Below are 13828 nucleotides of genomic sequence, written 5' to 3'. Positions count from 1 at the left end.
CGGTGTTAGGGTAAAGTTCCCCTGAAGGATGGAGATGGTCATGGCAGAACGGCTCTCGGCGGAGGCGCGCAGGCAGGCGTTGAGCGGATTGCCCGGCTGGACTGACGTCCAAGGCCGCGATGCCATCGGGAAGACCTTTGTCTTCAAGGATTTCAACGAGGCGTTCGGCTTCATGACCCGCGCCGCGCTGGTCGCCGAGAAGATGGATCACCACCCCGAATGGCGCAACGTCTACAAGACGGTGGAGGTGGTACTGTCGACCCACGACGCCGGCGGCGTCACCGCGCGCGACATGGCGCTAGCCAAGGCGATGAACGCCATCGCAGGCTGATACCAGGCAGACGTCTTGCAGGGACCGGCTGCATCCCCATCTTGTGATCAGCCGGGATCGGGCTGTCCTCCGCCTCCCGCAGAACGGGGAGCATTTGAGCATGGCTGCCGAGCACAGCGTTGGCTTCGAGCCGGCCGATCGGCTCGCGGAAGATCGCGAGAGCGTGCGCCGCCGCTTCTGGCGCAAGCTGAAGCGGGTCGCTGCGCATCTGCCGTTCGCGGAGGATCTGCTTGCCGCCTATTACTGCGCGTTCGACCGGCAGACGCCGCGTCACGTCCAGGCTTCGCTGCTCGGTGCAATCGCCTATTTTGTCCTGCCGTTCGATTTCGTCGCGGACGTGATGCCCATGCTCGGCTTCGCCGATGACGCCGCCGTGCTCGCCACCGCCATCCGCATGGTTGCCGGCCACATCACGCACGAGCATCGCGAGGCCGCCCGCGCCGTGCTGAGGCGCGGCGTAGATGAGGCGGACGGCAAAGCAGAAGTCGCGTAGCCTACGCGACTTCAACCACCTGCATCAGCTCACGGATGCAAGATCACCTTGCCCATGGCCTGCCGTCCCGCCAGCACCTTCAACGCATCGGCCGTCTGCGCCAGCGGGAAGGTGCGGTCGACATGCGATGAGATCTTGCCCTCCGCCGTCCACTTCACGAGCTTTTCCAGATTGGCGCGGTTCTTGGCCGGGTTGAGCCGGGTCCATGCGCCCCAGAACACGCCGCGGATGTCGCAGCCCTTCAGCAAGGCGAGGTTCAGCGGCATCTTCGGAATGTCGCCGGCGGCAAAGCCGATGACGAGGAAGCGGCCCTCCCAGGCGATCGAGCGCAGCGCCTGCTCGGCGTAAGCGCCACCAACCGGATCGAAGATGATGTCGACGCCCTTGCCGCCGGTGAGCTTGCGCAGGCCTTCCTTCAGATCCTCCTTGGCGTAGTTCAGCGTCAGCTCGGCGCCGTGCGCCTTGGCGAATTCGAGCTTCTCGTCCGACGAGGCGCAGGCGATCACCTTCAACCCCATCAGCTTGCCGAGCTCGCAGGCCGCAAGGCCAGTGCCGCCGGCTGCGCCCAGCACAGCGAGCGTCTCGCCCGGCTTGGGGCTGGCGCGATCTTCCAGCGCATGCAGCGCGGTCCCGTAGATGATGATGATGCCGGCCGCGCGGTCGTAGTCGAGATTGTCGGGGATCTTCACGATCGAGGCCGCCGGCAGCGCGATCTTCTCGCGTGCGCCGTTGTGGCCGCAGGAGGCGACCACGCGATCGCCGACCTTGAGATCAGTGACACCAGCGCCGATGCTCTCGATCACGCCCGCAACTTCCGCGGCCGGCGAGAACGGGAACGGCGGCTTGATCTGGTACTTGCCCTGGATCATCAGGATGTCGAAGAAATTCAGCGCCGCCGCCTTGATCGCGATCACGGCTTCGCCGGGCCCCGCCATCGGATCCGGCACCTCAGTCAGGACGAGGTCGTCGGGCTGGCAATATTGCGAGCAGAGGATGGCTTTCATGGCGGCACCTTGAGGGCGTTTCGGGTGGAATTATAGTTTGGCCGTTTCTGCCGGATTTAGGCCGTGGCGACAATCCGGATTCTTTGCCCAAAGCGATGCACAGACCTATCCTCCCGTCATTGCGAGCGCAGCGAAGCAATCCAGAATCCGTGCCGCGGAAATAGTCTCGATTGCTTCGCTGCGCTCGCAATGACGAACAAGAAGAAGGGGAGGATTCAAACGATGTTTGAAACAAGCCTGCTGAAGAACAAGCGCATCCTCATTACCGGTGGTGGTTCGGGTCTCGGGGCTGCGATGGGGCGTCGCTTCCTCGCGCTGGGCGCCGAGCTCGTGATCTGCGGCCGCAAGCTCGACCGGCTCGAGGCGACGGCGCGCGAGATGCGTGAAGAAACCGGCGGCAAGGTCACCGCCATCGCCTGCGATATCCGTGACGGTGCGGCGGTTGACGGCATGATGGATGCGATCTGGCGCGAGGCGCCGCTCGACATCCTCGTCAACAATGCCGCCGCCACCTTCATCGCGCAGAGCGAGCATCTTTCCTTCCGCGCCGCGGACGCGATCCTGGCGCCGACACTGCATGGCGCGATGTATTGCACGCTCGCCGCCGGCAGGCGCTGGATCGAGGCCAACCATCGCGGCGTCGTGCTGTCGATCCTCTCGACCTCCACCATCACCGGCCGCGCCTTCACCGTTCCCTCGGCGATGGCGAAATCCGCACTGCTGGCGATGTCCAGGAGCCTTGCGGTGGAGTGGGGTCCAAAGGGCATCCGCACCGTCGCGATCGCGCCGGGCCCGTTTCCGACCGCAGGGGCCACCGGGCAGCTTCGTCCCGAAGGCCGCGACGAAGGCTGGACCGCGCGCAATCCGCTCGGCCGCACCGGCGAGCACGGCGAGCTTGCCGATCTCGCCAGCTTCCTGGTCTCGGACCGCGCCGCCTACATCAATGGCGAGATGGTGGTGATCGACGGCGGCGCGCATCTGCGCAGTTCCGGCGCCGAGGATTTGCTCGGCTGGACCGAGGCGCAATGGGCCGCGCAACGCGCCGCCCGATCCAGGGCCTAGCCGCCGCCGATACCGCTAACTGCCTTCCCAAATTGAACTTTCCCGGCTATCCCTGCCCGGGGACAAAGCGCACTCGGGCCATCTTCCAGTCACAATATTGAGGGAACCAACGCGGCATGTGGCGGGTGCTGATTTTAGCTTTGATGACTGGCGTGGCGGCCGGGGGAATCGCTGTGTCTGCGCGGGCGCAGACGGCGCAACCGGCGCCCAAGTCCGGTTCTGCTCCAAAAGAGGCGACGCCCAAGCCGGCCGCACCGCCGGCCAACACCAACGCAAAGGCGGCCCCGAAGCCCGAGAGCAAGCCGGCGGCCCCGGCTGCGGCCGTTGCGGGGGGCGCGGAGCCGACCCTGATCGGCCAGTTCGGCACCTGGGGTGCCTATTCGGCGGCGCCCAACGGCAAGAAGGTTTGCTTCGCGCTGGCCAAGCCGTCGTCGTCGAAAACCAACCCGCCGAACCGGCCGCGCGACCCCGCCTATGCCTTCGTCTCGACCCGGCCGGCCGAGAAGGTCAACAACGAAGTCTCGGTCATGATCGGCTATGCACTGAAGCCTGGCTCGGAATCGACCGCCGAGGTCGGCGGCGCCTCCTTCGCCATGTACACGCAGGGCGACGGGCTCTGGATCAAGAACGCGGCCGAGGAGGAGCGGATGGTCGAAGCCATGCGCAAATCCGCCGATCTCGTCGTCAAGGGCGTCTCGGCCAAGGGCACCGAGACCACCGACACGTTTTCGCTGAAGGGCCTCGCCCAGGCGCTCGACAAGATCGCGCAGGATTGTAGGCGTTAAGACTGCGGCCGATAAAGTCGCAATCGGCGGTTCCGGTTGCTATATAGGGGCCGTTCCAGATTTCCTCCGTCATTCCGGGGCGCGCGAAGCGCGAACCCGGAATCTCGAGGTTCCGGGTTCAGCTCTTCGAGCTGCCCCGGAACGACCAAAGCCATTAGGTCCATTTCGATGCAACCGACGACCGAGCCGCACAGCGGCCTCCTGGTGGAGAAGACCCCGCTCGAAACCTACGTGCCGCCGGCCAAGCCGTCGCTGATCGGGCTATCGCGCACCGAGCTTGCCGATCGGCTCGGCGAGATCGGCGTCGCGCCGGCCCAGCGCAAGATGCGGGTGCAGCAGCTGTGGCACTGGACCTATTTCCGCGGCGCCCAGAGTTTTGACGAGATGAGCTCGATCTCGAAGGGCATCCGCGCCGAGCTCGCACAGCATTTCACCGTCGACCGTCCCGAGGTCGTGGCCGAGCAGATCTCCAACGACGGCACCCGCAAATGGCTGTTGCGCCTGCCGAGCGGCGACAATGTTCAGAAGGCGCATGAAGTCGAGTGCGTCTACATCCCCGAGACCGACCGCGGCACGCTCTGTGTTTCCTCGCAGGTGGGCTGCACGCTGAACTGCGCCTTCTGCCACACCGGCACCCAGCGCCTGGTGCGCAACCTCACCGCTGGCGAGATCGTCGGGCAGGTGATGGTCGCGCGCGACCGTCTCAACGACTGGGCCGATCGCGAGGACGGCACGCGGCGCGTCACCAACATCGTGATGATGGGCATGGGCGAGCCGCTCTACAATTTCGACGCGGTGCGCGATGCGCTTCTGATCGTCGGCGACAACGAGGGCATCGGCATCTCCCGCCGCCGCATCACGCTGTCGACCTCGGGCGTGGTGCCGAACATCGTGCGTGCCGGCGAGGAGATCGGCGTCATGCTTGCGATCTCGCTGCACGCGGTGCGCGACGAGTTGCGCAACGAGCTGGTGCCGCTCAACCGCAAATATCCGATCAAGGAGCTGTTGCAGGCCTGCCGCGACTATCCCGGCGCTTCGAACGCGCGCCGCATCACGTTCGAATATGTGATGCTCAAGGGCGTCAACGATTCGCTCGACGATGCCAAGCTGCTGGTGAAGATGCTCAAGGGCATCCCGGCCAAGATCAATCTGATCCCGTTCAATCCCTGGCCCGGCACCGCCTATGAATGCTCCGACTGGGACCAGATCGAAAAGTTCTCCGAGTACATCTTCAATGCCGGCTATTCCTCGCCGGTGCGCACCCCGCGCGGCCGCGACATCCTCGCCGCCTGCGGCCAGCTCAAGTCGGAAACTGAAAAGCTCTCGGCGCGCGAGCGCCAGGCGCTGCGCGCCATGGCGATGACGGATTGAGGGTTTTCCCGATGGCGTCGCTCCGACGAGCGTCGGCAATCTTGGCGGCATTTGTCGCCGGCAATTTTGTGGCCCTGCACATCCTGTTGGCCGGGAAAGTTCTCTCTGACTTCAGCAATTTTGACTATTACTTCAAGACCGAGATTTGGAGCCCACCGGCCGTCTACTTGTTGGTGGTCGCGTTCTATACTCTAGGTCTTTGTTGGAATGCGCTGCTGCCCACCCTCGTAGCGCTGATTCTGACGGAGACGCTCAGAATCCGTAGTGCGTGGTTCTATGTTCTTGCTGCGGGTTTCGGAGCGCTCATGCTGGACGTCATGTGCTCGCGGTATGACCTCGTACAAATGAGGTCATTTTGTCATGGGCTGAATCTTAGCGAATTGTTGATTGTCACCGTTGCGGGGATGGCTGCGGGATATGTGTTCTGGCGACTTGCAGGCTGTCGTGCCGGCGACTGGAGTTCCAAGGTGCGGTCTGTAGCATTGGCCCGGGACTAGCATGTCCCTGATCGGCCGACTCGTCGTCATCTTCATCGGCTTTCTCGCCGCCTGTTTCGTCGGCGGCATGATCATCGTCGTCGCGCTGCTGTTTCCGGAATTCGCCGATCTCGGCGCCGGTCCCGTCGATCAGGGCACGATCGACATCCTGCTCGGCTTTGGGTTCATCTTCGTGTCGGGCTTTGCACTGGTGCCGGCGGCGGTGATCGTCGCGATCACCGAGGCGCTCTACATCCGCAGTGCAATCGCCTATGCCGTCGGCGGGGGCCTCGTCGGCCTCGCCTGCTATCTCGGCCTTGTTCCCTTCCACGCCGATACGCTGCAGTTCGAGGGCATCGTGCGGCGCCATCTCGAAATCATGACTGGGGCCGGCATCGTTGCCGGCGTCGTCTACTGGTTGATCGCTGGTCGCAACGCCGGTGCTTGGCGCATCCCGCCGCCCCCGCGCAAGCCGCCGCCACCGCTGCCATCGAATTCAAGGCCGGATGCGCGGTAGGCTCCGTCATTCCGGGGCGATGCGAAGCATCGAACCCGGAATCTCGAATTCCGGGTCTGGCGCTTACGCGCCATCCCGGAATGACCGTCGCAAGGGTTTCCAACCTCTTCCCACTCCGCTAAACCGCGCGCCATGAACCGTACCGGACTCTTCATCGCCCTGGCGCTGTGGCTCGTGATCGGCGTCGTCTTCGGCCTCTATCCGGAGCTCGACCTCAAGCTCGCTTCGCTGTTCTTCGACGCGGAGACCAAGACGTTTCCGCTCAAGCTGAACGGGTGGGCCGGCTTTGCGCGCGATGCGGCGATGTGGATCGCCTGGGCCTTCGCCCTTCCCTCCATCGTCGCGCTCGTGGTCAAGATGATCCGGCCCGACCGGCCGCTGATGGTGCGGGGGCGCACGGTCATCTTCCTGCTGGTGACGCTGACGATGTCAGCCGGCATTCTCACGAACCTGACCTTCAAGACCTATTGGGGTCGGCCGCGTCCCGTGGTGGTGACGGAATTTGCCGGCGACCAGCAATTCGTGCCGTGGTGGGATCCGCGCGGCGGCTGCGCGCGCAACTGCTCGTTCTTCTCCGGCGAGGGCGCGACGGCCTTCTGGACGCTGGCGCCGGCCGCGCTGGCGCCGCCGGCGTGGCGTCCGCTCGCCTATGCCGCCGCCGTGGTGTTCGGCGCCCTCACCAGCGGACTGCGCATGGCCTTCGGCGGGCACTTCTTCACCGACGTCGCCATCGCCGGCCTTGTCACTTTCTTGGTGATCTGGTTCGCCTATGCGCTGATCTACCGCTGGCCGCGGACGCGGTTCTCGGACGAGGCGGTGGATGCCGCCCTGACCCGGCTGAACATGCCCGCTTACCGGCTCCGCCAGCGCCTGTTCGGCCGCAAGACCGGGCCCGAGCCCTCGGTTTGAGCCATTAAAGGGGTGCCGAGCCCTGCGAAATTTGATATTCGCGCGGTCGAACGCACCCGTCCACATCAGCTCGAGACCCGATTGGAAGCCCCATGACCACGATCCTGAAAAGCCTGCCCAAGGGTGAGAAAGTCGGCATCGCTTTTTCGGGCGGCCTCGACACGTCTGCGGCGCTGCTCTGGATGAAGCAGAAGGGGGCGCGCTGCTACGCCTACACCGCCAATCTCGGCCAGCCGGATGAAGCCGACTACAACGAGATCCCGCGCAAGGCGCTGGAGTTCGGCGCCGAGAACGCGCGCCTGGTCGATTGCCGCACGCAACTGGTCCACGAGGGCATCGCCGCGATCCAGTCCGGCGCCTTCCATATCTCGACCGGCGGCATCACCTATTTCAACACCACGCCGCTTGGGCGCGCCGTCACCGGCACGATGCTGGTCGCGGCCATGAAGGAGGACGGCGTCAACATCTGGGGCGACGGCTCGACCTTCAAGGGCAACGACATCGAGCGCTTCTACCGCTACGGCCTGCTCACCAATCCCGGCTTGAAGATCTACAAGCCCTGGCTCGACCAGCAGTTCATCGACGAGCTCGGCGGCCGCGCCGAGATGTCTGCGTTCATGACCGCGCAGGGCTTCGCCTACAAGATGAGCGCCGAGAAGGCATATTCGACCGACAGCAATCTGCTCGGCGCCACGCACGAGGCGAAGGATCTCGAGAGCCTCGACAGCGGTATCAAGATCGTCAACCCGATCATGGGCGTGCCGTTCTGGCGCGACGATTGTGCCGTCAAGGCCGAGAAGGTCGTGGTGCGTTTCGAGGAAGGTCAGCCGACCGCCCTGAACGGCCAGACCTTCTCCGATCCGGTCGCGCTGTTCCTCGAGGCGAATGCGATCGGTGGCCGCCATGGCCTCGGCATGAGCGACCAGATCGAGAACCGCATCATCGAGGCCAAGAGCCGCGGCATCTATGAGGCGCCCGGCATGGCGCTGCTGCACATCGCCTATGAGCGCCTCGTCACCGGCATCCACAACGAGGACACGATCGAGCAGTACCGCATCAGCGGCATGCGCCTGGGACGCCTGCTCTATCAGGGCCGCTGGTTCGATTCGCAGGCGCTGATGCTGCGCGAGACCGCGCAGCGCTGGGTCGCCCGCGCCGTCACCGGCGAAGTCACGCTCGAGCTGCGCCGCGGCAACGATTATTCGATCCTCAACACCGAGAGCCCCAACCTTACCTATGCGCCGGAGCGGCTGAGCATGGAGAAGGTGGAGGACGCCGCCTTCACGCCGGCCGACCGCATCGGCCAGCTCACCATGCGCAACCTCGACATCGCCGACACCCGCACCAAGCTCGGTCTCTATTCCAAGACCGGCCTGTTGTCGGGCAGCGAAGGCTCGCAGATCTTCCGGCTCGAGAGCGACAAGGGCTGAGGCTTTCCGTAGCCCGGATTGCGCTTCGCTCCGTCCGGGCTCCGAGCTTAATGACGCTGTCATTCTCGGCCGCTACGCTTCCACTGTTGGAAACGGGATTGCGGAGCATCGCACATGGTCAGGGGATCGGCACTCGCCTCTCTCATTGTTCTCTGTTGGACATCATCATCGTCGGCGCAGACGATCTATCCCATCGATCGCGCCGAGATCCTGGCGGGAGCCAAGTTCGACTTCAAGGTCGAGCTCCCCGGGCTGGTCGATCCCGCCAAGTTGAAGGTGACGGTGAACGGCGCGGATTATGCGGCGGCGTTCGGCCGCTCCGGAACCTTCGTCGAGCGCGAGGACGGCAAGGAGCAGTCGGCCCTGGTCCTGCGCGACGTCACACTGACCAAGCCGGGCAGCATAAACGTGGACGTGAGCGACGGCACGCGCCAGCGCAGCGTCACATGGACGGTCTACGACACCGGCCCGCGCAAGGCGAAGAACGTCATCCTGTTCATCGGCGACGGCATGTCGCCGGCGCATCGGGTCGCCGCGCGAATCCTGTCCAAGGGTATTTCGGAAGGCAAGAGCCGCGGCAAGCTCGCCATCGACGACATGCCCCATATGGCCCTGGTGGCAACTGCCGGCTCGGACTCGATCATCACGGATTCCGCGAACTCGGCCAGCGCCTATGCGACCGGGCACAAGAGCGCCGTCAATGCCCTCGGCGTCTACGCCGACCGCAGCGCAAGCCCGCTCGACGATCCCAAGGTCGAAACCATCACCAGCCTCGCCAAAAGGCGGCTCGGCATGGCGATCGGTGTGGTCACCAATACCGAGATCGAAGACGCGACGCCGGCGGCGATGGTCGCGCACACCCGCCGGCGTGCCGCCTATGACGACATCGTCGATCAGTTCTTCGCGGCAAAGCCGGATGTGATGATGGGTGGCGGCAGCGCGAATTTTTTGCCGAAGTCGGCTGCCGGCTCCAAGCGCAAGGACGAGACCGACTATATCGCGAAGTTTCGCGATGCCGGCTATCAGGTGGCGACCACCGCGGGCGAGCTCAGCGCCTCCGCCGCCAAGCAAGAGACGAGCAAGCTGCTCGGCCTGTTCGCGACCGGCAACATGGACGGCGCGTTGGATCGCAAATTCCTCAAGGGCGGCGGCGTCAAGAAATTCCCCGAGCAGCCTGATCTGACCGAGCAGGTGCAGGCGGCGTTGAAAATCCTCTCGAAGAACGAGAGCGGTTTCTTCCTGATGGTCGAATCCGGAATGATCGACAAATACGCGCATTTGCTCGACATGGAACGCGCCGTCTACGACACGATCATGCTCGACAACGCGGTGCGTCAGACGCGCGAATGGGCGCGCGCACGCGGTGACGACACCCTGATCCTGGTGCTGGCCGATCACAACCATCCCAACAGCCTCGTCGGCACGGTGAATGACGACATGGGCACGACGCCCAACGTGCCCTTGCGCGAGCGCGTCGGGGTCTATGATCAGGCTGGATTTCCCAACTATCCCGCGCCGGATGCGGAGGGGTATCCGTCACGAGTCGACGTGAGCCGGCGGCTTGCCATCTTCTCGGCGAGCCTGCCAGATCACTACGAGACGTTCCGTCCGAAGCTCGACAACCCCAACGAGCCGACCGTCAAGGCTGGCGACGACGGTACCTTCAAGGCCAACGACAAATACAAGGAGGTCCCGGGCGCGGTGCTGCGCCCCGGAAATCTGTCGTCGCTGGTCGGCGCCAGCGTGCATTCGGGCGAGGACGTCATTGTCACGGCGACGGGCCCGGGGAGCGAGCGCGTGTATGGCTCGATGGACAACACCGAAGTGTTCCGTGTCATGGCCGATGCGCTGGGATTGGCTGCGCGACAATGATGGAAGGTTGGATTGCCGACCTCGGCACAGCTCCTGCCGCGGGCGAGCACGGCAGGGCGGCCGCCCTGGTTCGCTCACGTTCTGTGAATCTCACGACGCGTGAGGCGGCGTGAAGACCAGCTTCACGCAGCTGCGGAAGAGCATGATCTGCCGCTCCAGCCGCTTCGGGTCGTTGAGCGTCTTGGACATGATGATTGCGCCGTCGACCACGCACGAGATCATCTCCGCGAGATCGTCGAGGTCGATCGGCTCGCGGGGCGGATGGACCGCGGCGATGCCGTCGAGAATCTCGCGGAAGTGCGCATTCCAGCTCCGGACCGATTGCGCAGTCAGATCGCGAACATCGCGGTCGAATAAGCGCTCCTGGTAGCAGATGCTGGCGATCAGGCAGCCGGGATGGCCGTTCGGCAGATCGGCCATGACTTCGGCGAGCAGTTTCAGCGAGATCAGGAACGACTGCAGCGGGTCGTCGGAGAGCTCGCGTCCGCGCCTGAAGATCTCGTCGAACAGGCGATCATTCGTATCCACGTAGCGGCGCAGCATCTCCCGTGCGAGCGCGTTCTTGTCCCTGAAGTGATAGAAGAAGCCGCTCTTGGTCAGTCCGGCCTCGGCAATGACCTCCTCGATCGAGGTGGCGCCGAAGCCCTTTGCCAGCACCGCCGCTTCCGCGATCTCGAGAATGCGCTCGCGCGTCGCTTCGCCCTTTCCCATCGATGTCTCCAGAACTGTACCGAAGGTGCGGAAATTGGCCCCTCAGGGCCAAGCGCCTCTCCGCGTGACTCGTGCAAATCTTTGATTTGTCTCAGCTTGCGGGCGGAAGTTCAGCCGCACTACGCGCCTTCTAGAGCGACGCGACATTATGCGGCACCAAATGCCGCGACCGAACACGGGCCTGGCGCGACCGAGTGATGGGAGCGGGCCCGTCCACATGATGGAGCGATCGATGGCCAGATACAGACATGGTCTGCCGCAGCGCGGCGGCGGCATTTTCCTGACCGACGGCGGCATGGAAACAACTCTTATCTTTCAGCACGGGCTGGAGCTGCCCCATTTTGCGGCATTCGTGCTGCTCGACAGCGCGGATGGCCGCGCGCATTTGAGGCAGTACTACGAGGCCTATCTGCGCGTCGCGCGGCAGCATGGGCTCGGCTTTGTCCTCGACAGTCCGACCTGGCGCGCCAACCCTGATTGGGGCGCCAAGCTCGGCTATGATGCGGCCAGGCTCGCGGCCATCAACATGCGCGCCATCCGCTTCCTCGACGAATTGCGCGGCGCCTGGGAGTTGCCCGGCATGCCTTTCGTCATCAACGGCGCGATCGGTCCGCGAGGCGACGGCTACAAGGCCGGCAACATGGACGCGGCGGAGGCGGAAGCCTACCACTCGGGCCAGATCGCGGCCTTCGCCGACGCCGGCGCCGACATGGTGACTGCATTCACGCTGAACAGCATCAACGAAGCCGTGGGCGTGGTCCGTGCAGCCAAGAGGCAGGACATTCCGGTCGCGATCTCTTTCACGGTCGAAACCGATGGTCGCCTCGTCCGGGGAGAGTCGCTGCGCGAGGCGATCGAGGCGGTCGACGACGCAACTGAACGTGCCTGCGAATACTTCCTGATCAATTGCGCGCACCCAACTCACTTCGAGAGTGCTCTCGCCGCAGGCGAGGCGTGGGTTCAGCGCATCCACGGCATCAGAGCCAATGCATCGGCCAAGAGCCACGCCGAGCTCGACGAATCGGAGGCGCTAGACAGTGGTGATCCCGCAGATCTCGGCCGCCGCTACCATTTGCTCAGGCGCGCATTCCCCGGCATGCGCATTCTCGGCGGCTGTTGCGGCACCGATCACCGGCATGTTGCCGCGGTTTGTGAGGCATGTCTGCCGTCGGAAGCAATGACGGCGTGACAAGAAAAATGGCCGGGATCGCTCCCGGCCATTGTCTTCTTGCGAAGGACTTACTGGCGCGGCGGAGGCGCCGCATTGGCCTGGCCGCCGTTGAGCAACGGCGTGATGCGGCGGACGGTGACCCGCCGGTTGATCAGGCTCGAGCCTTGCGTCTGCTCCTTCAGATATTGCTCGCCATAACCCTGCGACGTCAGGTTCTCCGCGGGCACATTGAATTGCTGCGTCAGCAATTCGGCTGCGGCCTGTGCGCGGCGGTCGGACAGCGACAGATTGTCGACCTCGTTGCCGACCGCATCGGTGTGACCCTCGATCAGGAACACCTCCTGCGGGTTGGCCTGGAGCGCCTGGTTGATGCCGTCGGCGATCACTTGCAGCCGCGCCGCCTGGTCCGGCGGAATGGTCCACGATCCCGTCTCGAAGTTGATCGTGTTGACGTCGATGCTCGGCATCTGCATGCGAACATTCGGGCTGTAGCGGATCTCGTCGAGCGAGTAGCGCCGATCGATCCGCTGCACCGGCGGAGCCCGCATCGTCTCGTAGATCACCTGCGGCGAGGCCTCCTGGGCGTCGACGATGTAGCGATCATAGGGAATGCTGACCACCGGCGGCGGCACGTCGACGTAGAAGCCGCCGACTGCCCGCGGATCGCGGTAGGTGTTGTCGATGATCACGATCTCGCGTCCGCGCGGGTCCCGGCGGATACGACGCAGCAGCGAGCCGTCCGGCCCGACCACGGTGATCACCTCGCTGCCATCGGGGCGGATCACGACGGTGCGGGTTTCGCCGCCGACGGTGTCGGTGCGGATGTCACGGGCGCCATAGCGGAAGCGATAGAGATCGTTGCCGCGGACATAGGCCTGTCCGCCCGGATCGCGGATGATGATGCGGTCCGGCTCGGTGTAGACGGTGCGGCCGCCTTCGACGACCTCGCGCCGCTGGCTATGGAGATCGGCGATGGTGGCGCCGATCACGGCGCCCGCCACCACGCCCGCGCCGATCGCGAGCGGCGTCAGGTCACGCTGCTGCGGACGCGGCGGCGGCGGCAAGGGCGCTGCGACTGTCGGCGCGGCCCGGAAAGCCGGCGCAACCGTCGGCGGTCTGTATTGTGCCCGGTCGGGCGGCGGCGCTGCGGCAGGCGTGCCGGGCACCACGGTCGGAGCCGCGGCGCCGGCGGGAGGTGCCGGGGGCCGGGCCGGCGCACCAGCCTGCGGCGGCGCAGCCGGAGTCCCGGCGGCGGGCGCGCCGGCAGGAGGCGTTCCACCCTGCTGTCCCGGGGCTGGCGTCGCCGTCGGGGCCGGGGTTGCGCCTGGCGCGGGCGTTGCCGACCCCGGACGTCCGGGCGGCGGCGGCGTGCTGCCGGGCGCGGGCGTTGCCGTTGGAGCGGGCGTTGCCGTTGGAGCGGGCGTGGCGCCGGGTGCGGGTGATCCCGCCGGGGGCGGCGGCGCGCCAGGACGTACGCCGGGCGGAGGTGCACCGGGGCGACCAGCCGGCGGTGCGCCGGGCGTGCTGCCGGGAGCCGTCGTTGCGGTTGGCGCAGGTGTCGTCGTCGGTGTTGGTGTCGCCGTTGGAGCCGGCGCGCCGGGGCGGGCCGGGGGCGCGGCTGTCGGAGCAGGCGGTGTTGCCGTCGGCGCAGGCGCAGGCGCAGGAGTTGGCCGGGCCGGCGGAGCCGCTGCAGGAG

Annotated in this window: 14 protein-coding genes; 11 read left to right on the top strand and 3 right to left on the bottom strand. The window is 65.4% G+C overall.

The window, feature by feature from the left end:
* Nucleotides 1-40 precede the first annotated feature (40 nt).
* Together P0R31_RS08155 and P0R31_RS08150 are read left to right on the top strand one after the other, a co-directional pair.
* A complete protein-coding gene (locus P0R31_RS08155) occupies nucleotides 41-331 on the top strand; it encodes a 4a-hydroxytetrahydrobiopterin dehydratase (RefSeq protein WP_275513634.1) in 291 nt (96 codons plus the stop codon).
* A 100-nt stretch (nucleotides 332-431) separates the two neighbouring features.
* Entirely contained in the window at nucleotides 432-824 is a 393-nt protein-coding gene (locus P0R31_RS08150; protein ID WP_275513633.1) for a YkvA family protein, read from the top strand.
* Between the two features lie 29 nt (nucleotides 825-853).
* Here the strand turns inward: P0R31_RS08150 and P0R31_RS08145 are convergent, their stop codons facing one another.
* Entirely contained in the window at nucleotides 854-1828 is a 975-nt protein-coding gene (locus tag P0R31_RS08145) for an NADPH:quinone oxidoreductase family protein (RefSeq protein ID WP_275513632.1), read from the bottom strand.
* Nucleotides 1829-2050: 222 nt separating this feature from the next.
* On the opposite strand from P0R31_RS08145, the gene P0R31_RS08140 reads away from it, so the two are divergent.
* The 8 genes from P0R31_RS08140 to P0R31_RS08105 all read left to right on the top strand — a co-directional run bounded on the left by P0R31_RS08140 (nucleotide 2051) and on the right by P0R31_RS08105 (nucleotide 10250).
* Nucleotides 2051-2890 carry an SDR family oxidoreductase gene (locus P0R31_RS08140; RefSeq protein WP_275513631.1) on the top strand — a complete coding sequence of 280 codons (840 nt, stop codon included), beginning with the start codon at nucleotides 2051-2053 and terminating at the stop codon, nucleotides 2888-2890.
* A 116-nt stretch (nucleotides 2891-3006) separates the two neighbouring features.
* Nucleotides 3007-3675, top strand: a complete 669-nt coding sequence (locus P0R31_RS08135) for an invasion associated locus B family protein (RefSeq protein ID WP_275513630.1) — start codon at nucleotides 3007-3009, stop codon at nucleotides 3673-3675.
* A 168-nt stretch (nucleotides 3676-3843) separates the two neighbouring features.
* Nucleotides 3844-5046, top strand: a complete 1203-nt coding sequence (gene rlmN, locus P0R31_RS08130; RefSeq protein WP_275513629.1) for a 23S rRNA (adenine(2503)-C(2))-methyltransferase RlmN — start codon at nucleotides 3844-3846, stop codon at nucleotides 5044-5046.
* 41 nt (nucleotides 5047-5087) lie between these two features.
* Nucleotides 5088-5543 (top strand): hypothetical protein, encoded by a 456-nt coding sequence (locus P0R31_RS08125; protein WP_275513628.1) that lies wholly within the window; start codon nucleotides 5088-5090, stop codon nucleotides 5541-5543.
* A 1-nt stretch (nucleotide 5544) separates the two neighbouring features.
* A complete protein-coding gene (locus P0R31_RS08120) occupies nucleotides 5545-6039 on the top strand; it encodes a hypothetical protein (protein WP_275513627.1) in 495 nt (164 codons plus the stop codon).
* A gap of 132 nt (nucleotides 6040-6171) precedes the next feature.
* A complete protein-coding gene (locus P0R31_RS08115; RefSeq protein WP_275513626.1) occupies nucleotides 6172-6948 on the top strand; it encodes a phosphatase PAP2 family protein in 777 nt (258 codons plus the stop codon).
* 92 nt (nucleotides 6949-7040) lie between these two features.
* Nucleotides 7041-8378, top strand: a complete 1338-nt coding sequence (gene argG, locus P0R31_RS08110; RefSeq protein WP_275513625.1) for an argininosuccinate synthase — start codon at nucleotides 7041-7043, stop codon at nucleotides 8376-8378.
* A 114-nt stretch (nucleotides 8379-8492) separates the two neighbouring features.
* A complete protein-coding gene (locus tag P0R31_RS08105; protein WP_275513624.1) occupies nucleotides 8493-10250 on the top strand; it encodes an alkaline phosphatase in 1758 nt (585 codons plus the stop codon).
* A 90-nt stretch (nucleotides 10251-10340) separates the two neighbouring features.
* On the opposite strand, the gene P0R31_RS08100 is transcribed toward P0R31_RS08105, so the two are convergent.
* Nucleotides 10341-10961 (bottom strand): TetR/AcrR family transcriptional regulator, encoded by a 621-nt coding sequence (locus P0R31_RS08100; protein ID WP_275513623.1) that lies wholly within the window; start codon nucleotides 10959-10961, stop codon nucleotides 10341-10343.
* A gap of 232 nt (nucleotides 10962-11193) precedes the next feature.
* Here P0R31_RS08100 and P0R31_RS08095 point away from each other — a divergent pair, with 232 nt between their 5' ends.
* Entirely contained in the window at nucleotides 11194-12150 is a 957-nt protein-coding gene (locus P0R31_RS08095) for a homocysteine S-methyltransferase family protein (protein WP_275513622.1), read from the top strand.
* Nucleotides 12151-12200: 50 nt separating this feature from the next.
* Here the strand turns inward: P0R31_RS08095 and P0R31_RS08090 are convergent.
* Nucleotides 12201-13828, bottom strand: a 1628-nt coding sequence (locus tag P0R31_RS08090) for an OmpA family protein (protein ID WP_275513621.1), incomplete at its 5' end; no start/stop codon positions are given.

The organism is Bradyrhizobium yuanmingense, assembly GCF_029167105.1.
GTDB classification, from domain to species: Bacteria; Pseudomonadota; Alphaproteobacteria; order Rhizobiales; family Xanthobacteraceae; genus Bradyrhizobium; species Bradyrhizobium yuanmingense_A.
The sequence above is the reverse complement of the archived record's forward strand: the minus strand, read 5'-3'. Positions and strand labels throughout refer to the sequence as shown.